Annotated in this window: 17 protein-coding genes and 1 pseudogene; 13 read left to right on the top strand and 5 right to left on the bottom strand. The window is 43.0% G+C overall.

The window, feature by feature from the left end; all coding sequences use genetic code 11:
- Window positions 1-116: 116 nt before the first annotated feature.
- From AM228_RS30665 to AM228_RS03480, 5 genes and pseudogenes are all read left to right on the top strand, one after another.
- Window positions 117-656: pseudogene (locus tag AM228_RS30665) on the top strand (CHAT domain-containing protein).
- Window positions 657-818: 162 nt separating this feature from the next.
- Window positions 819-1,010 (top strand): DUF928 domain-containing protein, encoded by a 192-nt coding sequence (locus AM228_RS35945; protein WP_054464722.1) that lies wholly within the window; start codon window positions 819-821, stop codon window positions 1,008-1,010.
- A 32-nt stretch (window positions 1,011-1,042) separates the two neighbouring features.
- Complete coding sequence (locus tag AM228_RS35950; RefSeq protein ID WP_054464723.1) at window positions 1,043-1,264, top strand: DUF928 domain-containing protein; 222 nt, start codon at window positions 1,043-1,045, stop codon at window positions 1,262-1,264.
- Window positions 1,265-1,381: 117 nt separating this feature from the next.
- The gene (locus tag AM228_RS34855; protein ID WP_054464724.1) at window positions 1,382-3,640 is read left to right on the top strand and encodes a CHASE2 domain-containing protein; all 2,259 of its coding nucleotides are present in this window, start codon (window positions 1,382-1,384) and stop codon (window positions 3,638-3,640) included.
- 46 nt (window positions 3,641-3,686) lie between these two features.
- Window positions 3,687-3,911, top strand: coding sequence for a DUF167 domain-containing protein (locus AM228_RS03480; RefSeq protein ID WP_054464725.1), 225 nt, complete (start codon window positions 3,687-3,689; stop codon window positions 3,909-3,911).
- Window positions 3,912-4,125: 214 nt separating this feature from the next.
- Here AM228_RS03480 and AM228_RS03485 read toward each other — a convergent pair whose 3' ends face one another.
- Window positions 4,126-4,338, bottom strand: a complete 213-nt coding sequence (locus AM228_RS03485; RefSeq protein ID WP_054464888.1) for a hypothetical protein — start codon at window positions 4,336-4,338, stop codon at window positions 4,126-4,128.
- Window positions 4,339-4,468: 130 nt separating this feature from the next.
- A complete protein-coding gene (locus AM228_RS03490; protein WP_054464726.1) occupies window positions 4,469-8,155 on the bottom strand; it encodes a PAS domain S-box protein in 3,687 nt (1,228 codons plus the stop codon).
- Between the two features lie 366 nt (window positions 8,156-8,521).
- Here AM228_RS03490 and AM228_RS03495 point away from each other — a divergent pair, with 366 nt between their 5' ends.
- Window positions 8,522-8,746: a hypothetical protein gene (locus AM228_RS03495; protein ID WP_054464727.1), complete on the top strand. Its 225-nt coding sequence runs from the start codon at window positions 8,522-8,524 to the stop codon at window positions 8,744-8,746.
- 175 nt (window positions 8,747-8,921) lie between these two features.
- Here the strand turns inward: AM228_RS03495 and lnt are convergent, their stop codons facing one another.
- Window positions 8,922-10,712 carry an apolipoprotein N-acyltransferase gene (lnt, locus tag AM228_RS03500; RefSeq protein WP_231636587.1) on the bottom strand — a complete coding sequence of 597 codons (1,791 nt, stop codon included), beginning with the start codon at window positions 10,710-10,712 and terminating at the stop codon, window positions 8,922-8,924.
- A gap of 388 nt (window positions 10,713-11,100) precedes the next feature.
- Complete coding sequence (gene gyrA, locus AM228_RS03505; RefSeq protein WP_054464728.1) at window positions 11,101-13,680, bottom strand: DNA gyrase subunit A; 2,580 nt, start codon at window positions 13,678-13,680, stop codon at window positions 11,101-11,103.
- A 453-nt stretch (window positions 13,681-14,133) separates the two neighbouring features.
- Between gyrA and AM228_RS03510 the strand changes: the two genes are divergently transcribed.
- Window positions 14,134-15,048, top strand: a complete 915-nt coding sequence (locus AM228_RS03510) for a histone deacetylase (RefSeq protein ID WP_054464729.1) — start codon at window positions 14,134-14,136, stop codon at window positions 15,046-15,048.
- 312 nt (window positions 15,049-15,360) lie between these two features.
- Here AM228_RS03510 and AM228_RS03515 read toward each other — a convergent pair whose 3' ends face one another.
- The gene (locus AM228_RS03515; RefSeq protein WP_054464730.1) at window positions 15,361-16,512 is read right to left on the bottom strand and encodes a DUF262 domain-containing protein; all 1,152 of its coding nucleotides are present in this window, start codon (window positions 16,510-16,512) and stop codon (window positions 15,361-15,363) included.
- A 146-nt stretch (window positions 16,513-16,658) separates the two neighbouring features.
- Here AM228_RS03515 and AM228_RS31745 point away from each other — a divergent pair, with 146 nt between their 5' ends.
- From AM228_RS31745 to AM228_RS03540, 6 genes are all read left to right on the top strand, one after another.
- Window positions 16,659-16,865 carry a hypothetical protein gene (locus AM228_RS31745; RefSeq protein ID WP_156331508.1) on the top strand — a complete coding sequence of 69 codons (207 nt, stop codon included), beginning with the start codon at window positions 16,659-16,661 and terminating at the stop codon, window positions 16,863-16,865.
- 543 nt (window positions 16,866-17,408) lie between these two features.
- The gene (gene ppsA, locus AM228_RS03520; RefSeq protein ID WP_054464731.1) at window positions 17,409-19,928 is read left to right on the top strand and encodes a phosphoenolpyruvate synthase; all 2,520 of its coding nucleotides are present in this window, start codon (window positions 17,409-17,411) and stop codon (window positions 19,926-19,928) included.
- Window positions 19,929-20,167: 239 nt separating this feature from the next.
- The gene (locus tag AM228_RS03525; protein ID WP_054464732.1) at window positions 20,168-20,419 is read left to right on the top strand and encodes a hypothetical protein; all 252 of its coding nucleotides are present in this window, start codon (window positions 20,168-20,170) and stop codon (window positions 20,417-20,419) included.
- A gap of 253 nt (window positions 20,420-20,672) precedes the next feature.
- Window positions 20,673-20,972, top strand: coding sequence for a DUF433 domain-containing protein (locus AM228_RS03530; RefSeq protein ID WP_054464733.1), 300 nt, complete (start codon window positions 20,673-20,675; stop codon window positions 20,970-20,972).
- Between the two features lie 81 nt (window positions 20,973-21,053).
- Window positions 21,054-21,335, top strand: a complete 282-nt coding sequence (locus tag AM228_RS03535; protein WP_231636588.1) for a hypothetical protein — start codon at window positions 21,054-21,056, stop codon at window positions 21,333-21,335.
- Window positions 21,336-21,646: 311 nt separating this feature from the next.
- Window positions 21,647-22,975 (top strand): DNA cytosine methyltransferase, encoded by a 1,329-nt coding sequence (locus tag AM228_RS03540; protein ID WP_054464734.1) that lies wholly within the window; start codon window positions 21,647-21,649, stop codon window positions 22,973-22,975.
- Window position 22,976: the final 1 nt, after the last annotated feature.

Genomic DNA, 22,976 nt, shown 5'->3' on the forward strand with positions numbered 1-22,976 from the left:
TTACAAACGTAGCTGTCTAACACTGTCTACCTTTGGGTAACTTTGTCCAGATTTTTACGAGCGGTTTACAACTATTTGCTGAAGGTTTGGAACGGAAAAAACTCACAGCCCTAACTGTGGGACTGACTGAAGCAAGGCAAGGGTTTGCGGCGTTGCCTGGGGTGGCACAAGAACTTGCAGAAATTTCGCAAATGGTTGATAGTAAAGCTTTGTTAAACCAGGACTTTACCCGCGATCGCTCTGAATCTCAGGTCAACGCCAAACCCTTTCCCATCGTTCACCTAGCCACCCACGGTCAATTCAGTTCTAACCCAGAAGAAACCTTTCTGCTCACTTGGGACGATCGCATTAACGTCAAAGACTTTGCGGAATTATTTGAAAATCGACTGGAAGGAAGCTTAAACCCAGTATAATTACTGGTTTTAAGCGCTTGTCAAACCGCAGCGGGCGATCGACAGGCTACACTAGGATTAGCAGGATTTGCACTTCGATCAGGGGCAAGGAGTATCTTGGCAACACTCAGGTCAGTCAGTGACCAATCTACCGCTGACCTAATGAGTGAATTCTATCTTCAACTGACTCAACCCAAGTTGAATTTGACCAAAGCGGAAGCACTGCGCCGAGTTCAACTGAGCTTATTGAAAAATCCTGAATAGGATCATCCTTATTTTTGGGCGCCTTTCGTCTTGACTGGAAATTGGTTGTAGATCAACTAAATAGATCAACTCAAGTTTGTACCTGACTTATCATGGGAACATCCCTTATGACTAGAACTTCTAGCTTGATGTCCAAAACACTTTTCTACGTCACTCTAGCGAGTGCCACGCTCATGTTCACGGTTTTTCAGTCTGCAAGATGCTAATCGCAATCATCACTATCAAAAAACATTCAAGATTTCTGGTCAAGGCGGTATTCTCGAATTGACGCTTCCCGATGATGCCCCAGAACTGGAGATGGGGAAAGAATATGTCTGGTTCTTTGCGCCGATCGCCCCCGACGGCATTCTTTGACCAGATAACTATAGTGTCACCGGATCAAACGAGTGGAGTCTCCTGTTCCCAGGGATCGAGTTGGATCTTTAACCCCGGTTAAATTGGCAACAATTTATGCCAAAGAGGGGATTTGGTATGACACTTTGAAAATCTTAAACTCGGCAAAGTTGGCTCAACCTGATGATGCGACTTTGGCAAGTGAATGGTCAGATTTGTTAAAACAGGTGGGACTGGAGGCGATCGCCTCTCAACCAATCACCGAGCAGTTGTAAAACTGTGGATAGTCGTTCGTCGTTCCTGAATTCGGCTCAAAAATTTAGTCAAAAACCAAAAGATATCAGGATTGTAAACCGAGAAGCAATGATCGGATCCCAGCAAAAACCATTTTAATGTGGCCAAATAATAAACAACAAGTTAATCTTTGGAAGGGAGTATTTATCATTGCTCCCAGCGTGGCAGCGGTTGTCATTGCTGGGAGTATTTCTGGTTTATTGCAATTAATGGAATGGGCAACTCTGGATCAATTTTTTCGCTTACGTCCTCCAGAACCCATTGAAGAAAGAATTGTGATTGTCACTGTTGATGAGCCAGATATTAAATATCTGGCTAAATGGCCGATGACAGACCGAGTAATGGCTCAGTTATTAAAGAATATCAAAGCACAAAAACCGCGAGGAATTGGGCTGGATATTTATCGGGACTTAGTGGTGGAACCGGGACATGAAGAATTAGTCGATGTCTTTAAATCCACACCGCAGATTATTGGCATTGAAAAACTTGCCGGAAATTCCGTCGCTCCACCCCCAGTTTTAGACAAATCCGGTCAAGTAGCCGCCGCAGATTTAGTGTTAGATGCTGATGGTAAAGTCCGGCGGGCTTTAGTCCTGATTGGCAATTCTGAGGGTAAATCTAGACAAGGTTTAGGGGTGAATTTGGCTTTAATGTATTTAGAAGCAGAAGGGATAGAACTGCGGGTAATTGATTCAGAAAAAAAAATCTATGGGTTAGGTCAAGCGGTGTTTGTCCCCCTCACGGGAAAAGAATTGGGCTATCGGCAGGAATATACAGGGGGATATCAGATTTTATTGAATTTTCGCGGGGGAATTGATCGCTTTACTACCATATCGATGACTGATGTGTTAGAAAATCGAATTCCCCCAGATTTAATGCGCGATCGCATCGTATTCATTGGGGCGATTACCCCCAGTCTCCAAGATGTGTTTCAAACTCCTTATAGTAGTAACATGATCTCGGCGGGAGAACCGACTCCTGGGGTGGTGATTCATGCCAATTTAACCAGCCAAATTTTAAATGCAGCCCTGCACAATCGTCCTATGATGCAAGCTTGGCCAAAAAAAAATGCTGCGGGGTGGATTTTGGTTTGCTCCCTGGCTAGTGCCATAATTTGTTGCGTGTTGCTGCCGGAAAAACCATTCAAAAAATGGATTTTTTTTCAAGTTACATTAGGCAGTATTTTAATAGAAATATTGATTTTGTTATCAATCAGTTATCTAGCTTTTTTGACTGGGTTGCTGATTCCGGTATTCTCACCAATTTTAGCCGCGATCGCCTCCACAATTTTAACGGCAAATTACCACAATCAATGGCAGTTAAAAGTCATCAACGAAAAACTAGAACAGGCCAATCAGCAATTAAATGAGTATTCTAAAAACCTGGAAATGAAAGTTGAAGAACGCACCCAGGACTTGTTGCAGCGAACCAAACAACTTTCCGCTACGCTTCAAGAACTCAAATCCACTCAAACGCAGTTAATTCAAGCGGAAAAAATGTCCGCATTAGGACAATTAGTTGCCGGGATTGCCCATGAAATAAACAATCCAACCAATTTTATTTATGGCAATCTTGATCATGCTGAAGATTATTTTAATGATTTAATAGAATTAATTGAATTATATCAAGATTATTATCCCAGTCCTGGGGAAGAAATTGAAAAATTTATGGAGGAAATTGAGTTAGAATATTTAACTGAAGACTTTTCTAAAGTTTTACATTCAATGAAAATCGGCGCATCCAGAATTCGGGAAATTGTCAAATCTTTAAGAACTTTTTCCCGGTTGGATGAAGCAGAAATTAAAGATGTGGATATTCACGAAGGCATAGACAGTACCTTGATGATTCTCGATAATCGGTTACAACAAAAAAAAGATAGACCGGAAATTCAGGTGATTAAAGAGTATGGTAAATTACCCCCGATCAATTGCTACGCAGGGCAACTGAATCAAGTGTTTATGAATTTGCTCACGAATGCGATTGATGCCATAGAAAGCCAACCAATTAAAAATGATTTAAATAGTCATTCTTCTAGCCATTCTTGGATTAAAATTGTCACCAAGATGAAAAATGCTGCGGAAATTGAAATTGCGATCGCCGATAATGGTCCCGGTATTCCCGATGAAGTAAAACATCGCCTATTCGATCCATTCTTTACCACTAAGCCAGTGGGCAAAGGCACCGGATTAGGACTCTCGATTTCTTATTCAATTATTGTCGAAAAACATGGAGGTCAACTGGAGGTAAATTCAACCCCAGGTAAAGGGACGGAATTTATAATATCTATTCCGGTTAAATTATCCAGTTTATTAAAGCCATCAGCGCCGGAAAACATCCAAGAAAAAGAAATTAGTTGATTCATCATTTTGCCTTAAATTTTCTTGTCGTTTATATGATTAAAAAATGTCAATTATTCAAGTTAAAGTCAAGCCAAATTCTCAGCAACAAAAGATAATTTCAGCCGAAGATGGGAGTCTGACGGTCTATTTAAAATCTCCGCCTGTGGACGGGAAAGCTAACCAAGAACTCATTCAATTACTGGCGCAGAAATATGATGTACCAAAATCGGCAATTACAATTAAATCTGGCCTGAGTTCTAAAAATAAGTTAATTGTGATTGGTGATTAGTTGTTATTTGTGGTTGGGTAGGGATTTTTTTGTGGTTGGTTGTTTGGGATTTATCGGTGATTTTTTATAAAAACTAATCACTAACAAATGACTAACAATCAAAGAATCCCTACCCAAAGAATCCCTACCCAATAACTAATAACCAATAACCAACAACCCGATGGCGTTTGACCGCCATCGGGCAATAACCAATAACCAATAACCAATCAATAAATTATTTTGTTTCGGGGAAATCAGGAATCACCCATTTCGGGGGAGCCATACGTTTTTGCCGGAGTGCTTCTTCGGCAATTTCCAGCATTTGATCTAATGAAGTATTGTCAATAAATTTTGAAGCTTGGGCAGCATATTCTCGATTGGGACATCGATCCCCCAAAACGCAGCCATTTACACAATCGATCGCACAGTTTACCGTATTCTCTGTCACAATATCCTCCTGGTGTTCGCAATACCCACCAATGGGTTCTGATTCAGTTAAGTTTTTCCAGTTTAACATCTCTCAACCAATAACCAACCAACCCATAACCAACCACTGATAATTAATAAAGATATTAGATTTATTGATGAATGGGCAATTCAATGATTAACTCCGTTCCTTCTCCGGGTTGAGAAACACAAGACAAATTACCATGATGTCTTTGAACAATAATTTGATAACTAATTGATAACCCTAATCCGGTTCCAGAACCGACGGGTTTCGTGGTAAAAAAGGGATCAAAGATTCGCTGACGAATGCTTTCGGTCATCCCCGGTCCATTATCGCGAATCCGAATGACTACGCGATCGCCTTCTTGGACTTTAGTAGAAATATAAATTGTGGGAATTTGTCCAGAATTGACCTCTGTTTTAGGCTGAGTCATATGGCCGGAATTTGAGGCATAATCCCGATTTATATTAGTTTTTAATTCACTTTTTAGGTCGGCGGAATGAATTTTGGCGATCGCGCCATTTTGGTCAGAGTTTTGGCCGTGATTCATCAACGAATGCTTAGACATCATCGGCGAACTTTCTAATGCATCAATAGCGTTACTGAGAATATTCATAAATACCTGATTGAGCAAACTGGCAAAGCATTCAATTTTCGGCAAATTTTCATAATTTTTAATCACTTGAATTTTTTTGCCATTGTGGTGATAACTGGGGGGAAAATCTTCCCCATAAAGACGATGTTGTAAAATCAGCAGAGTATTGTCAAGACCTTCGTGTAAATTCACCAATTTATAATTGGCTTCATCTAACCGGGAAAAATTCCGCAAAGATAGAACAATTTCCCGAATCCGATTAGCGCCTACCTGCATTGATGACAAAAGTTTTGGCAAATCATCGCGAATAAATTCCACATCACATTCTTCCAGAAAAGCCAAAATTTTGGCATCGGGTTCCGAGAGTTTTTCCTGATATATTTCCAGTAATTTTAATAGATTATTAGTATAATCTTGAATAAAAGTAATATTCCCAAAAATAAAATTCACCGGGTTATTAATTTCATGGGCAATCCCGGCGACTAATTGACCCAGGCTAGACATTTTTTCACTTTGAATTAATTGGGCTTGAGTTTTTTGCAACTTTTCTAGAGTCTCTTCCAGTTCTTCAGCCTTTTCTTGGGCAACTTGGGCAGCGGTTTGGGCTTGAGAATACAGTTCAGCTTGAAACAAAGCGATCGCCAATTGATTGGTAATAGCTTGAAGCAATGCCACATCCGCATCAGTCCACGGTTTAATTCGGCGAAAATTCCCACAACTAATCACCCCAATTTGCCCGCTGTGAGTTTTAATCGGTAAAGCTAAGATGGATTGATAGTGCCAATCCTGGTAAATTTTTTTTAAGTTAATATCCGTGGCAATGGCCAGATTATCTTCCCGAATAATTTCTAGGTTTTGGATTTTTTGGCTGAGAAATTCATCAGGATTGGCAGCATAATCTCCTAGGATACTAGGAAGACAACGATGTTTTGCTTCGGCGACTACCTGCCAAATCCATTCACAGTTTTGGGCTGCATTTTTTTGTCGATACCAAATAAAAACGCAGCGATCGAGGGATAATAAAGTGCGAATTTGTTGTACCGTAGTTTTCAAGATGGTACTCAAGTCGAGGGAATTGCGAATTTGTTCCGTAAGCTGATTAACCAGGGTTTCCTGACGAGCGAGTTGTTTAAATTTATTTTCCGACTGTCTTAGGGCTTTTTCGGCGGCAACCCGCTCGCGAATTTCGGCGATCAGCATATCGTTATTTGCTGTCAGTTCAGCGGTTCTTTCTTCAACTCTTTGTTCTAATTGAGCATGGGCTTCTTCCAAGAGTTGTTGGGCGTGTTTTTGTTCGGTAATATCCGTGGCAATTCCTTCAAATCTTAAGGATTTTTTATCAGGATCTTCGATCAGTTTTCCTCGGTCACGAATCCAACGCACTTCCCCATCCGGTCGAATAATGCGATATTCAATATCTCTTTCTCCACTGGCAAAAATTTCCGCAGAAAAATCTATCACGCGTGGGCGATCTTCGGGATGGATGACATCAAACCAAAGAGATGGCTGGGTTAAAAAATCATTCACTGAACGACCATAAACTTTAGCGATCGCCGGATTTACATAAAGGATTTCTTGACGATTAATCTCCATCGACCAGACAATATCATTCAGAGAATTTAAAATACTCTCAAGACGTTCCTCGCTTTTTCTTAAAGCATCCTCAGCCTGTTTGCGTTCGCTAATATCCCGGTTGACCCCAATGGTCGCAATCAACTTATTACTATGATCCCGCAAAGGCACCACAATAGTTTCGCAAATGCCCCATGAACCGTCTCCGCGCATAAAGCGAAACTCCCCAGTCCAACGACCCCGACTTAACACCCCATGAATGATTTGTTGGGTCAAATATTGAGCTCGATCTCCGTCGTGACCTAATGGGGGTGGCGGATAACGTAACATCCCAGTCATATGACCGACCATTTTGGTTTTAGGATAACCAAAAATTCTCTCCGCCGCTGGATTACAATCAATAATGTAACCATCTAAATCCGTGAGCAAAATACCATCATGGATGGTTTCAAACATCAGCGCTTGTCTGCGTAAACTTTCAATCGCTTGTTTATGGGCAGAGATGTCTTGAACTAAACAAACAATTCCCTCCACGCGATCGTGTTCATCCCACATAATCGAAGCGGAAAAAGATACCGGAATTTGCCGCATATCTTTGGTGACTAATACGGTTTCTTTGGTGCCTAAAAAACTGTTGGCAATGTTTTCGTCAATTCCCAAGATTTCCTGGCAGACTTTTGGCGACAAAAACAGGGTCTCAATTGAAGTACCCAACAATTCGGCTTCTTCATAGCCCAAGAGTAATACCGTTGAAAAATTAAAGTCTTTAATTTCATAGTTAGCATTTAAGACAATTAAAGACTCATTGATATTTCTAATAATCTTATCGACGTATTGTTTGGATTCATTGGTTTGTTTGAACTTTTCCACAATTTGATTAAACGCTTTCGCCAAGATGCCTATTTCATCTTCGCTGTTAATATCTAAATCCGTGTCCCATTCCCCTTGGCCAATTTTCAGAGCTACATTTTTCAGTTTTAAAATCGGGTTAGCCACTTGTTTCGCAAATAACCAAGCCATGATGATGGCTACGCTGGAACCAACGGTTAAGGAAATGATATTCAGAAATAATGAACGACGAGCAATTTTCTCACTCATCTCTTGATTTTTTTCCAGTTGCCAGAGTTGCGATGATATCGCTCGATCCAGGAGGTGGCTTAGGGATTGACTATGTTCAATTAATTGCTTTTGTTGAGCGATCGCAGCGGTTGGCTGATTGGCATTCCGGCTCAAATCAGTTAAATACTGCTTGACGGATTCATTAAACCTAATCGCAGCTTGTTCAATGGCTTCAAATTCTTCTAGCTTAATTGAATTACTGGAATCCATTGTATTTACTGCTAATCCTTTAGCTTTGACAATACTGTGCAATAATGCCTGATTCCAATGTTCAATATTATCTGACATATTATATGACATCTTTGATGGCTTTGAGTCGGTGGCGATCGTCATGGGTGTCAGGGACTCAAGCATCGTCAAGTTTTGGTAATTTTTGGCTTGACTAAATTTTAAATAAATTTCCCGATTTTTTTTAATGGTTTGATGTAACTGATTGTGGTAAAGATGCAGATAAAGATTAATGGTTTCTAAGCCAATCACACCTGTAGCGACGGTCAAAATTAAAATCAAGAATTTAGCTTTTAGTCTCATTGCTTTTTCATCAGGGATATTGGTGAATACGGATAGATGATCTGTCGCTGAATTTTCATCCCTTTAACATAGGATCGCGGTCAGTGACAGGCTTTAATTTTCCAGTTAATGACCCCACGATTTCATCACTTTAATCCGACATTTAACCCGATAATTGAGAAAGTTTTTATCGATCAAGATTAGCCCGATCGCCCAGCAAATCATCGGGATAAGGACATGGCAGAATTCGTGAGTCGAGTTTACCGCTCGGTGCGAAAAATTTGAACGGTACGATATGAAGCCTTTGTTGTAACTTTGATGATGTTTTCCAGTGGTAGTCAAACCCCTGAGAAATCAACATAACCATGAATAGCATTTTATATACTTATGCGATATAATCGACCGTTAACAAAAAACTGGATATTGTTGTTAAGACCTTTGCTGCTTCCGCCTCAGCAGACTTGGGCAAGGGATCCGATCGCTCCCATTAGCACGGCGATCGCTCGGATCAATCCACAGAAATCATTACCGAGCAAGAAGTATTTTGCTGACGACTTATTGATGCAGCCAAGACAGGCTGCGATCCGGCTTCTTTTTATTGTAGCTCTATAGTTGCCTGGACTTTGACTGAGTAGTCAGTTTTGTAAATATTGCCTCTTGTTTGTTGCCGGATGTTATCTGATGGCCGAAAGGACTTACGCATTTTTTCGGAGTCAAGCGGTTTTGCTAGGGGCAATTGATGCATTTGATGAATTGCCCCACCAACCGATCGCTATTTGCCCCAGACTTATTTTAAACTCAGCTTTCCGGCGATCGCGGCTAAAATTAATAATGCCGGAGTGAGGCGATCGCCCCAAAGGACATAGAGAGTTTTTGTGGTACGACGATAAATTGTACCGGCATACAAATCATACTGATTAATTTGTGAATGCCAGTGAGTTTTTCCATGAGGATCGACAATGGCTGAAAGTCCGGTATTCGTCGCTCGCACTGCCCAGCGATCGGTTTCAATAGCTCGCATTAATTCTAAAGCATGGTGTTGCCACATAATATCCGTATGATAATGGGCATCATTGGATGCGGTTAAAATAAACTCACCCCCAGCGGCAGCTTGACGGCGAAAATGTTCGGCAAAGGGTGCATCAAAGCAAATGCCCACAACGGCTCGAGCAAAGGGAGTTTCAAAGATTTGGTCTGGGGAACCCGCGACTAAATGAGCATCTAAGGGAGAGAGGCGATCGATGAACCCGCCGATATATTTTTCAAAGGGAATATATTCTCCTAATGGGACTAAATGGGTTTTATCGTAGCGGCTAAATGTTTGGCCATTTCCTATCACGGTAAATAAACTATTGGTATAGTCACTGACTAGCTTTTGACCATTGTTCACGAGGCCAAAAGTTCCCACCCAAGCGACTACCCCTTTTTCCAGAATTGCTTGATAAAAAGAACTCTGCATCTGATTTTGGGTGGTCCATAAATAGGGCAATGCAGTTTCGGGAATTAACACCGCATCCACGCCGCGATCGGCCAATTCTCGATACCCGCGAGTATAACCCGCTAAAGCCTGTCGCCACCCTTCGGAATTAAACTTAATATCATTAGAGATATTCCCTTGGATGATGCCAACTTTTAAAGCGGTTTCTGCCGGTTGAATTAAGGGTCGGTTCCATAAATAAAACCCTAGGCTATGGGCAGCGATGAATAAACCAACTGCGATCGCGATCGGTGCAAGGAAAGAGGATAGAGGATATAGGATAGAGGATATAGGATAGAGGAAAATTCTCTCTTCTCTATCCTCTTTTCTCTCTTCTCTATCCTCTTTTCTCTCTTCTCTTTTCTCTCCGCTTTTTTGGTGCAATATCCAAGATTCCGCGATTAATCCATTGACTGCTACAATCAGCGCTGTGATGGTATTTGGGCCAGAAAGTTGGCCTAGATGTAAAATAATTGGGTTATGAGGACTTTGGGTATAAGATAACGATGACCACCAAAGCGGGCCATTACTCCACAAATATTCTAGGCCACACCAAACAGCGGTGCCAATTAATCCGCGAGTTAAGAAAATTAACTGCGGAAATTGGGGATGTTTTTCCTGAGATAGATTTTCTGGATTTTTTCCCTGAGATATTCCCTGAGATATTCCCTGAGATATCTGTTGCCAAATCCAGCCACAGACTACTGCCCAAATGCTGACTAATGCCGCCCCCCAAAGGGTGACAAATAGCCAACAAAATATCGCGATCGCCAAACTCGCTAACCAGGGCACTCCCAGCCAAGTCATTGGGTGAATTCCCGTTAACCAAAATAAGGCTACACCGTGATAACCAATGCCCCAACATAAGCCAAAAATATATTGAGGAAAGAGGATAGAGAAGAGAGAAGGGAGAAAAGAGAAAAGAGCGGGGAGAAAAGAGTTTATAGAATTTTCCTCTATCCTCTTTCCTCTATCCTCTTTCCTATGAACTCCTCTCTTTTCTGCCTTGTTGGTTTCGGGGTCGGCGATCGCCACCCACAAAGGCACTAAGGCAACATAAGCCAAAGGCCAGATATTCAAAGGGGCGGGGGATAATCCCATCAGAATTCCCCCTAGTAAAACAATTCCTAAACGCAATATCATCCGTCGTTATTTTTAGGGTTATTTTTGGTTACAGCGGTTTTCAGATTGGTCAACCAAAAATATCTGTAGGGGCGAACCATGACCGCAGATATTTCTGGGTTAAAAATAGAGATTTAATGCCGGAAAGATCACGCCCTTACTCCAAATATCTGTGGTCTATTCAACAGAACACCGCTGTAGGATATATCCCCGGATTTTTTATCACACCGAAGCAATATCTTTTGGAGATAAATTAAGTGCAAAAATAAGTGCCAAAAGCAGCCGGGGATTTTGGGAGAAAACTGAGAAAAAACCAACTTAGACAAAGGCGATCGCCTAAGTTGATTTTTCTCATAGTTATTCTTGTTTATTCTTGTTCTTCTGCTGATTCCTGATCTTCTCCTGAAGGGGGCACCAATGCCACTGCCACGATCGCATCGTCTGGATCGAGACGCTGCACCCGGACACCTCCGGCAGCACGAGACTGACAAGAAATTGCTTTTGCCACCTGCCGAATAATAATGCCGCGACTGGTGACAATAATAAACTCATCATCTTCATTCACCACCCGCAGGGCTGCCAACCGATCGTCAGGATTGCGGAATTTAATCGCCTTAATGCCTTTCCCTGCCCGCTTTTGCAGTCGGAATTTGTTCACTGGCACTCGTTTACCCAAACCCCCGGTAGTCAGGATCAAAACCATTTGTCCTACTTGATCGGCAATTTCGGTTTCTTCCTCTTGATTTTCTAAATCAACATCGTCTTGGTCAGCTTCTTCCTCCTCTTGATCGCTCATAAGCGCCGTCAATTGACTAGGAATAATATCCATACTGATAATGCGATCGTTTTTCGCCAATTTCATCGACTTCACCCCTCGTGTATTCCGACCCAAAGGACGCAGTTGACTATCATCGGTTTTAAAATGAATCGCGATGCCATTACTGCTACCAATAATGATGCTATCTTCGGCGGTGGCGCGACGCACCCAGCGCAATTGGTCGCCTTCTTCCAGAGAAATGGCGATTAAACCATTAGCCCGAATATTATTAAATACTGAAAGAGCGGTTTTCTTAATATAGCCGTCTTGAGTCAGCATCACCAAATATTCATCATCACTGAATTCACTCACCGGCACGATCGAGGTAATTTTCTCATCGTGAGGTATGGGCAACAATTGCACGATCGCACTGCCTTGGGCAGTCCGAGAACTCATAGGAATTTGGTAAGCATTCAGGCAATATACTACCCCGCGTTCACTAAAAAATAGGACTTTATCGTGGTCGCAGCAGGTTAAAAAATGCTCGACCATATCATTGTCTTTCATCTTCGTGCCCGCTTTACCGCGAGTTGCCCGATTTTGTGCCTCAAAGGTATTCACTGGCATTCGCTTGATATACCCTTGTTTGGTCAACAAAATAATCGCTTTTTCATTAGCAATTAGGTCAGTTTCATCGATTTCCCCTTCTGAATGTTCAATCTGGGTGCGGCGGGGTGTGGCAAACTTATTCTTAATATCATTGAGTTCGGTTTCGATAATTTCGAGAATCCGTTCGCGACGGGCAAGAATATCTTTTAAATCCGCAATCTGTGCTTGTAAATATTCGTGCTCTTGTTGAATTTTCTCCGCTTCCAGGGCTGTCAGTCGCCGCAGTTGCATTTGTAAAATTGCATCGGATTGGGCTTCGGATAGACCAAAAGAATCGATTAATTCTTGACGAGCAGTGGCCGAGTCTGCACTGGAACGAATAATCCGAATAATTTCATCTAAAGAAGCCAGGGCGATTAATAACCCTTGCAACAGATGATCCCGTTCTTCCGCTTTCCGCAGTTCATAGCGGGTGCGTCGGGTAATCACATCGATGCGAAAATCAAGGAAAATTTCCAGAAATTCTTTGATTTGGAGTAACTTTGGTTCACCGTTGACCAAGGCCAACATATTGGCGCCAAAGTTACTTTGTACGGGGGTTTGTTTGTAGAGGTTGTTGAGCACGACCCGGGGATACGCATCCCGTTTCAGTTCGATGACGATCCGCATTCCGTCGCGATCGCTTTCATCCCGGATATCGGAAATGCCATCAATCCGCTTATCATTCACCAATTCAGCAATTTTCTCAATCAATGCTGCTTTATTGGTTTGGTATGGCAACTCGGTGATAATAATCGCTTCTTTATCCGGTCGTCCTCGGTGTTGGATGGTTTCAATATTGGCCACACCGCGCATGGTAATTGACCCGCGCCCAGTATTATAGGCATCTTTGATGCCCGAAACTCCCAGAATTTGCGCCCCAGTGGGAAAGTCGGGGCCGGGAATATATTGTCGGAGTTCTTTGTTGGTGATTTCTGGATTGTGAATCAGGGCGATCGTCCCATCAATCAGTTCTCCCAAGTTATGGGGCGGAATATTGGTGGCCATACCCACCGCAATACCGGAGGAACCATTGAGCAAGAGTTGGGGAATCCGGGCTGGCAATACTAAGGGTTCTTGCTGGGAACCGTCGAAGTTATCCGCAAAATCGACGGTTTCCGAGTCAATATCCCGCAACATGGATTCGGTGGTCAGGGCTTGCAGGCGACATTCCGTGTAACGCATCGCTGCTGGTGGGTCGTTGTCAATGGATCCAAAGTTACCGTGGCCATTGATTAGGGGCGATCGCATGGAGAAATCCTGCGCCATCCGCACCAGAGCATCATAGACTGCCGTATCACCGTGGGGATGGTATTTACCCAACACTTCCCCGACCACACGGGCGCATTTTCGGAAGGGGCGATCGGGTGCTAATCCGAGTTCATGCATGGCGTAGAGAATTCGCCGATGCACTGGCTTCAGACCATCCCTAGCATCTGGTAAAGCCCGACCGACAATTACGCTCATGGCGTATTCCAGATAAGACTGGGACATTTCGTTCCGCAGATCCGTCGGGATAATCCGCTCCTGGGAGGTTGTCATACAGTAAAATACTCCAAAAACTTCAGTTTGTTGTAGCCACAACTCAAAAAAACTTTGAATCCGCTACTTAGCCGTGAAATTATGCCAATTTTGTGACTGTATTTTATCATATTTTCATCAATGTTTCGGAAAATTAACTTTTCCCCGTAATTTCTGACTCATTTTACTCCCATCTTTTTAATGATTCCCCATTAAATATTTGATAAGTTTAACGGTTATTTTGTGATTTAAATAACCCCAGGACTAATTTTTATTTGAATGATTCAGCAGACCCAGAGGTACAGGGTAAAAATTGCCGGTGTCGGAAATCCCCAAAATCTTTGGTCGGTGAGCATTATATTTGTGATGATTGCTTAACTTAAGAGTTGAGGAAGATCAAGCCAATTTACTTGCAAATTTAGGCAAAATTTGCTAAAATCGAAGGTTATATTAAATTAACGATTATTCATTCCTATGTTTACTATAATTTATGCTGATGATTTTCTAGACCATCAAACAGGTGGATTGCACCCAGAACGCCCAGACCGCTTGAGGGTGATCGTCAATGCATTGAAAGCCGCACCCTGGGCAAGTTCTTTGCAATGGCAACTGCCCACCTCAATTTATACGCGGGATGTGATGCCAGCGATCGCCCGCGTTCATACAGTTCGCCACATTCACGAAGTGGAAGCCTTGGCCATGAAAGGGGGTGGCCGCCTGGATATGGATACGCCAGTTTCAGCGGACAGTTATGATGTGGCTTTGTTAGCGGTGAGTGGCTGGCTGGATGGGGTTGAGGCGGTGATAGAAAACGAAGAACCGGCATTTATTCTCGCCCGACCCCCCGGACACCATGCGGAAAAAGATCAGGGGATGGGATTTTGCCTGTTTTCTAATGCTGCGATCGCCGCTGACTATGCCCTGCAAAAACCAGAAATTGAGCGAGTGGCGATTCTGGATTGGGATGTGCATCACGGCAACGGCACCCAGCATCTAGTAGAAAACAATCCTCAAATTGCCTATTGTTCCCTCCACCAATTTCCCTGCTATCCCGGTACAGGTCGCAGTAGCGATCGCGGCGCCCACAACAACGTTCTCAACATCCCCATGTCTCCGGGCAGTACCATTGCCGAATATCAACCAGCATTTGAGAAACAAGTAATGCCGTTTTTGCGTAACTTTCAACCAGATTTATTAATTGTCAGTGCGGGCTATGATGCCAATGCCGCTGACCCCTTAGCCGGAATTAATTTACAACCCGAAGATTTCGGCACCTTTACAGACTATTGTTTGCAAATTACGCGGCGGATTTTATTCGGACTGGAAGGGGGTTATGACTTAGATGCCCTGAGTCAATCTGTCCTGGCAACTATTGAGCGCTGTTTGTAATTGGTTGTTGGTTGGGGTGTGGGGTGTGGGGTGTGGGGGAAACAAAGGGTGTGGGGTGTGGGGGGGAAGAGAGAAAAGAGAAGAGAGAAAAGAGAAGAGAGAAAAGAAAAGAGAGAAAAGAAAAGAGAGAATCTTCCTCTTTCGTCTTTCGTCTTTCGTCTTTCGTCTTTCGTCTTTCGTCTTTCGTCTTTCGTCTTTCGTCTTTCGTCTTTCGTCTTTCGTCTTTCGTCTTTCGTCTTTCCTCTTTCGTCTCTTCCCCTACACCCTACACCCCACACCCTACACCCTACAACAACCAACAACAATTCAGAATTATTGTCCTACCTGAAAATAGGGAACATCTAGACCAATTTGTAACAACTTATTGCGCCACTTATCTAAGCGCATTTGAATCCGGTCTTTGTTTTTGGTGGATGAAGTAATCGATTCATTGAATTCCGCATCCTCACAAACTTCTCGCAGGGCTTCCGCGATCGCCGCTTTTTTCGGTCGGATCGCCTCAGACTTCAAAGAAGCAAAGGACAACATAATCACATCATAAATAGCTCGGTTGATGGCATTTTCCCAGCCATTCTCAAAAGTATAGCGACGAAACGCCCGATTATCAAATACTTCATAGACATCGCCAATCACCCGCATGAATAAGTCTCGATGCTGTTGGATAGTGGCGTCATCAAAATGAGAGCCTTTTTCCAGATAATGATCCAAAAATCTAGACAGGTTGCCCCGGTAATCTTTCAAGGCATAATGAAAGGCAAAAAACCTGAGAATTAATTCACAATCTCGCATGCGTTTATCAATTTCCTTGATATTGCGAGTTTTCTGGAAAAGCTCATCTTCCGAAAGTTCTAAAATTAAATCATTAAGTTTTCCGCGATAAACACTATTGCGAAGTTCTTGGGCATTCAGGGCAACAAATCCGCTATTTAATCTTTCAAATACATCAAATTTAATATCCGGGTGAGATTCTTTGACAATCACAATACAACGAATCGTCCGAGAATAAATATACCGTTGATAAGCAACATCTAAATTTTTAAAGCTTTTCCGATTTAATTCTCGGAGAACTTTTAAGCCTCTAAGCGCATATTTATTGGTTAAAAATTGATAGATGGCCGTGAGTCTTTGTTGACCATCAATCACGCTATAAGAACCATCCTCTAATTCGGCAAAATAGCAAACCGGAATCGGTACATTCAACAATAAGGATTCAATTAATCGACTGCACTTACTCAAGTCCCAGACTTGACGCCGCTGGAATTTGTCCGCCAAAATCAGGCTACCATCATCAACTTGTGCTTTCAGGGAACGAATAATAAAGTCATAAGGGTGGGTGAGGAGATGCCGCTGCTGAACCGGAATGTCCAGTTCGGGAAATTCCTCCTCTTCTTCCATTTCAAAGTTTTCTTCTTCTTCTTTGGTGACGATTTCTTTTTCCATCGCCCGAGCCGAATTATCTAACATTACGTTCCTCCGCCATCACAGGTTTGAATTTTTATAGGGGGGTCAGATATTTGTTTAGTCGATAGAATTTTACTCTGATCGGGATACAAATCCAGGATTGATCCGCCACCTATGGTAATCCACTTTAACAGTTACCCGATCGCATATTGAAGTCTGCAAGCAATTTACGGATAGATTACCGCCTTGTGATAGGCGATCGCCCATCACTGATTTCGCTGATTTCGCCGATATTCGCATTTCTTGACGGATGGGTACGCATCCTGGGTGGGGCGATCGCACATTCAGTCACCACCGGGCTAGATATAATTCCGCAACATCCGCGATCGTCCTCTCCTTGGCTAGAGATCGTCTAACGATTGAGGGGCGATCGCCCCTCCTTGGGCTAAACATCCTTAACTGCTCTTAATCAACTCTTAATCAACCATCAATTGAGGCTCCCGTACTGTTCCCCCGCGCCGCACCCGTGGGAGGCGGTTGCCCGTTGCTGCCGAAAAGCCAGCCCAGAATTGGACTTTCTGCTTTCATTGAGATATACCCTGATGGTTCGACCGCCCCACCATCGTCAGCGTCACGGGAATTTAATTAAGTTAATGAAGGTTTGTTGCATTTTTAAGCTTTTGGTTAAAATTTCAGTAAATTTTCTTAAGCTTTATGGATCAATTACTGGTGATTTGCGAATAATTGTTACATTGAGCCTAGAGTTAAAATCTCATAACAATTATTCTAAAAAACTGTGTTAAGATGGAAGGTTGATAATATTTAAAATATGGTAATATTAAGGTTTTTTTAATGTTTTTCTGGTGAATTCTGTGTTTATAATCAAAACTGTGCAAGTCAAACAAAAGACATTTGACAAAAAAGTCTAATAAGATGACAGACAACAGAGGAATAAATCTATGGTAACGTCTGCTCCGCAACAACAATCAAAAAGCTCTAAAGAGACAGCATTTGTCCTATTTTTCGAGGAAGTCGGTCTAGCGGATTTGGCTCTCGTGGGGGGTAAAAACTCCTCCTTGGGTGAAATGATCCAACAACTCGGATCCAAGGGCGTCAAAGTTCCCACGGGCTTTGCGACCACCGCTTATGCTTATCGCTACTTCATCGAAAAAGCTGGATTAGAAGCCAAACTGCGTAAGTTGTTCTCTGACTTAGACCTGGATGATGTGAACAACCTGCGGGAACGGGGCAAGCAAGCACGGGCAATGGTGATGAATACCCCATTCCCCAAAGAACTAGAAGAAGCGATCGCGGCAGCCTACTTAAAGTTGTGCGAAACCTACGGCCAAAACTATGAATTCTGCGAACGCTTTGGCCCAGAATATCAAGAAGAATGCAAGAAGTTCAGCAGCGACCTAGACGTAGCCGTTCGTTCTTCCGCAACTGCTGAAGACTTACCCGATGCCAGCTTTGCCGGTCAACAAGAAACCTACCTGAACGTTCACGGTGTCAAGGGTGTAGTAGAATCTTGCCACAAGTGCTTCGCTTCCTTGTTCACCGATCGCGCCATTTCTTATCGGCACCAATATGCGGAAAAACGCCCTGATTTCGACGAATTCAGCGTTGCTCTGTCCGTGGGCGTGCAAAAAATGGTCCGTTCTGACATGGCCACCTCTGGGGTGATGTTCTCCATCGATACAGAAACCGGCTTTAAGAATGCTGCCCTGATTACCGCTGCCTACGGTTTAGGCGAAAACGTGGTACAAGGTGCAGTCAACCCCGACGAATACTTTGTGTTTAAGCCCACCCTGAAAGAAGGCAAACGCCCAATTCTGGAAAAACGCCTGGGCAGCAAAGAAATCAAGATGGTCTATGATGTCGGCGGTTCTAAGCTCACCAAGAACGTCCCAGTTCCCCAACCCGATCGCGACAAATATTGCATCAACGATGAAGAAATCCTGACTTTGGCAAAATGGGCCTGCATCATTGAAGATCACTACAGCGAATCCCGGGGCAAGTACACCCCAATGGATATTGAATGGGCGAAAGACGGGATTACTGGCGAACTCTACATTGTGCAAGCTCGTCCCGAAACCGTACAATCCCAGAAATCTGGTAACGTCATCAAGAACTTCAAGCTCAATGGCACCAGCGATGTGATCGTTACAGGTCGCGCAGTTGGTGAAATGATCGGCCAAGGTAAAGCTCGCGTGATCATGGATGTCCATAAGATCGCTGAGTTCCAAGAAGGCGAAGTCTTAGTCACCAACAAGACCGACCCGGATTGGGAACCGATTATGAAGAAATCCAGCGCGATCGTCACCAACCAAGGTGGACGTACCTGCCACGCAGCCATTATTGCTCGTGAAATGGGAATCCCCGCGATCGTTGGTTGCGGCAATGCCACTGATGTAGTCACCACAGGTCAAGAAATCACCGTTTCTTGCTCTGAAGGTGAACAAGGCAAAGTCTATAACGGTTTAGTTCCTTTTGAAGTGATCGAAACCCCAATCGACAACCTGCCCACCACCAAGACCAAGATTCTGATGAACGTGGGCAACCCCGAAGAAGCCTTTGGTCTATCCTCCATGCCTTGCGATGGCGTTGGTTTAGCTCGCTTCGAGTTCATCATTGCCAACCATATTAAAGCTCACCCATTGGCCTTGATTCACTTCGACAAACTCGAAGATCAAGCAGTCAAGAAAGAAATCGCCGAACTGACCAAGCTGTATCCCCACAAGCCAGACTTCTTCGTAGACAAGTTGGCGCATGGTATCGGCACGATCGCCGCTGCCTTCTATCCCAACCCAGTAGTGGTGCGGATGTCCGACTTCAAGAGCAACGAATATGCCAACCTCTTGGGTGGTAAGCAATTTGAACCCAAAGAAGAAAACCCGATGATCGGCTGGCGTGGTGCTTCTCGCTACTACGATCCGACTTATGCGGAAGCTTACGGTTTGGAATGCGTTGCCCTGAAACGAGTCCGCGATGACATGGGTCTGACCAACGTTATCCCGATGATTCCTTTCTGCCGCACCCCCGACGAAGGTCGCAAAGTGCTCGAAACGATGGAAAAATATGGCTTGAAGCGCGGTGAAAACGGCCTGCAAGTCTATGTGATGTGCGAAATTCCCAGCAACGTCATCCTCGCTGACCAATTCAGTGAAGTATTCGACGGCTTCTCCATTGGTTCTAACGACTTGACTCAGTTAACCTTGGGTCTAGACCGTGACTCCTCCTTAGTGGCTCATATCTTCGACGAACGCAACAAAGCGGTTAAAGATATGGTGACGATGGTGATCCAAAAAGCCAAAGCCAATGGTCGCAAGATCGGTATTTGCGGACAAGCACCTTCCGACTATCCCGAATTTGCTCGCTTCCTGGTTGAACTGGGTATCGATTCTATCAGCTTGAACCCTGACTCTGTGATGAAGACTCTCCTCGACATCGCTAAGTTAGAAGAATCGATGAACAAGTAATTAGCTTGTACGGTGGGCAATTCATCAATTACATTCAACCATTGGTGAATCAATTTTCAATTGCCCACCCTACTTTGTAGGGGCGATTCGCGAATCGCCCCTACTGACGGACTATTAAGATTAACCCGCCTTCGACGGCGGGTTTTTTATTCCTTTGTGACCTCCGTGTCTTTGTGGTTTTTTCTGTGAATCGCCTAAGCTATAATCAAAATGCTGCTCAATTATCGGAGGTCTGCATAATGAAATTAACCGGCATTAAACATGGCAATACTATTGAACTTTCAGAAAATCCCAATATTCCAGACGGGACTCAAGTGGCGATCGAAGTTAAACCAGTTGAGACTATGACCATTGAGGAAAAGTTAGAAAAAATGAAAGAATTTTTAGAGCGTCCCTGGGAAGGAAGAGAAGATTTTGTGCAAACTATGGCAGAAATCGAGAGAGAACGTCAGATCGCTTATGAGAAAAAGCTAGAAGCTTTGGAAAAATAAGGGGAAATTGTTGTGTATCTACTAGACACTAACATTTGCATCGCTATTAATAACCAAAATCCCCAAGCAATTGCACAATTTTCAAGAAAATATGCTCAGTCCTAGCCCAGCAAAACCAGTTTGATTGTAGGGTGGGCAATTCATCAATATACATTTTAGTTAATCAAGAGTGTTGCAATAAGATACACGGTAGTATCCCATAATCAAGTTATAAAAATGCTATACTTAGCTTGACGATTATTTTTCAAAATTTATGTCATCAGTCGCGATCGCACAACACATTGAAATTACTCCCGGTGTCTGTGGGGGAAAACCCCGGATTGCCGGACATCGGATCAAAGTTCAAGATATTGTCATTTGGCATGAAAGAATGGGAATGTCACCAGATGAAATTATCTATCACCATCCCAGTATTACTTTAGCGGATGTTTATGCCGCTTTAACCTATTATCACGATCATCGAGAAGAAATTAGACAGCAGATTGAAGAGGGTGAAGCTTTGGCTAAACAATTACAGGGCGATCGACCATCTTTGATTTCCAAAATAACCTGAATTATATGAAGCGATCGCAAAGTAAGGGCGAAGCATGACCGGAAAAAATATCGGTTTTTCAGCAGGAATTTATCGGCGGTCATGCTTATCCCCTACAATAAAATGACATTTGAGGATGAGTTTATGGCTTTTTATGTCATGTTGATTAAAGTCAATGAAGATGAACATGGAGTTACTTATAATTTTGGCATTGACTCAGAACATTTAGGGAAAATTCATCTTGATAAACACCAGGGAATATTTCAAGAAATTGAAGCGATAGGTAGTGATAATTATCAAGATATTTTACTGAGAGCAGAAGTCAAGTTACGTCAACATTGGAAAGCAGGCAATTTTCCCGATCGCACTTGTTGGGCTTCCTGAATTTACCATGCTGACAATAAAAAAGTCCTTCGTAGGGTGGGACGAGACGCGGCAGTGATTTTGGCATAAAAGCGATCGCCTTTATTCCGCGTCGTAGCCCACCAAAACCAGTAATCCTCCAAAACCGTGGTGCTACATTTTGTTGTAGTGGTGCGTTACGGCTGGAATAGGAGTTAATTGTTTATATCTTTCCGCGAACACACCCTACATTTGGCTGAATTTACTGGATGAGAATGTGAGTAATGCGATCGCGAAAATTTAAAATAGCTTAAAATAGCATCGTCAATAAATTATGCGTCTTATGCATCAGAATGAAAAGTATTGTCAGTTTATTTTGCGGTTGTGGCGGCTTGGATATCGGTTTCAAGCAATCTGGGTTTGATTTACTCTATGCTTGTGATAATGACCCTGCTGCCATAGATTGTTATGCCCGGAATGTCGATCAAAATGTCGTCCTGAGAGACGTAACCTCGGCGGAATTTCAGGCTGATATTGCCAAGCTGAGTCATTGCGATATTGTTTTGGGAGGATTCCCTTGCCAGGGATTTTCTAAAGCTGGCCCGAAAAAAGCAGAAGATGTTCGCAATGGGCTTTATTTGAAAATGCTTGAGGCCATTAATCATCTTCGTCCCGCTCTTTTTATTGCGGAAAATGTAGATGGAATTTCTCAAAACTTTGGCGGGTCATATATCCAGAAAATTATTCAAGATTTCCAAGCAATTGGCTACGGTGTAGAATATCGTTTACTTGATGCGGCTGCTTTTGGGGTTCCACAACATCGCCGTCGGATATTTTTTGTGGGAATTCGCCAACCCGCTCAACATCAATTTCCTTGGCCATTTCCTACTCACGCAGTTAAAACCCGTTCAGGAGAATTTAAGCTACCGGAAACCAATATTGAGCAATTGCCACTGTTTAATTGGTCTGGTAATCATCATGGGAAATCTTTGTTGCCACCACCAAGAACGATCGGAGAGGCGATCGCTCATTTAATTGAAATTGACGATCGCATCCCCGACCACCAAGTGACTTATAATTGGCCGAAAAAATATGAAAAAATTTTTTCCGCCATTAAACCTGGACAAAAGCTTTGTAACGTTAGACACGCCCCCACCTCGGTTTATACCTGGGAAATTCCCGAAGTTTTTCATCCTGTAACCGAACGAGAAAGAATTATTTTAGAAACGATATCTCGACATCGCCGACATAAAAAATATGGCAATCTTCCCAATGGTAATCCCTTATCTATTAAGCAAATCGAACAGCTTTCTGGATTAATGGAGATAAACCGGGAAATTTTATGTTTAATGGAGAAAAATTATTTAAAAGAAACCCAGGAAAAATACGACTTAAAAGGGGCGATGTTCTGTTCCGGCTTATTTAAGCGACCGCTTTGGTCAGAACCCGCGCCCACAGTGCTGACAAATTTCCATAATCCCCGTTATTTTTTGCATCCGTTAAAAAATAGACCATTTTCTCTGCGAGAATGTGCAACTCTCCAAGGTTTTCCGCAAAGTTTTAAGTTTACAAATAGCGAGAGTCAGGTAAATTTAGTTGCGGGATATCGTTTGGTCGGTAATGCGGTTCCTCCACCCCTGTCAATCAAATTAGCGGCGGCTACTTTACAGTTTTTTCAATAAA

The organism is Planktothricoides sp. SR001, assembly GCF_001276715.1.
Lineage (GTDB): Bacteria > Cyanobacteriota > Cyanobacteriia > Cyanobacteriales > Laspinemataceae > Planktothricoides > Planktothricoides raciborskii.

Bases quoted from the DNA above. Each gene is read 5' to 3' on its own strand.
- AM228_RS03540 (WP_054464734.1), top strand. From the start codon at position 21,647: ATGAAAAGTATTGTCAGTTTATTTTGCGGTTGTGGCGGCTTGGATATC.
- AM228_RS03525 (WP_054464732.1), top strand. From the start codon at position 20,168: ATGAAATTAACCGGCATTAAACATGGCAATACTATTGAACTTTCAGAA.
- AM228_RS03530 (WP_054464733.1), top strand. From the start codon at position 20,673: ATGTCATCAGTCGCGATCGCACAACACATTGAAATTACTCCCGGTGTC.
- AM228_RS03490 (WP_054464726.1), bottom strand. From the start codon at position 8,155: ATGAGACTAAAAGCTAAATTCTTGATTTTAATTTTGACCGTCGCTACA.
- gyrA (WP_054464728.1), bottom strand. From the start codon at position 13,680: ATGACAACCTCCCAGGAGCGGATTATCCCGACGGATCTGCGGAACGAA.
- AM228_RS03535 (WP_231636588.1), top strand. From the start codon at position 21,054: ATGCTTATCCCCTACAATAAAATGACATTTGAGGATGAGTTTATGGCT.
- AM228_RS03515 (WP_054464730.1), bottom strand. From the start codon at position 16,512: ATGTTAGATAATTCGGCTCGGGCGATGGAAAAAGAAATCGTCACCAAA.
- ppsA (WP_054464731.1), top strand. From the start codon at position 17,409: ATGGTAACGTCTGCTCCGCAACAACAATCAAAAAGCTCTAAAGAGACA.
- AM228_RS03495 (WP_054464727.1), top strand. From the start codon at position 8,522: ATGCGATATAATCGACCGTTAACAAAAAACTGGATATTGTTGTTAAGA.
- AM228_RS03480 (WP_054464725.1), top strand. From the start codon at position 3,687: ATGTCAATTATTCAAGTTAAAGTCAAGCCAAATTCTCAGCAACAAAAG.
- AM228_RS34855 (WP_054464724.1), top strand. From the start codon at position 1,382: ATGTGGCCAAATAATAAACAACAAGTTAATCTTTGGAAGGGAGTATTT.
- AM228_RS03510 (WP_054464729.1), top strand. From the start codon at position 14,134: ATGTTTACTATAATTTATGCTGATGATTTTCTAGACCATCAAACAGGT.
- lnt (WP_231636587.1), bottom strand. From the start codon at position 10,712: ATGGGATTATCCCCCGCCCCTTTGAATATCTGGCCTTTGGCTTATGTT.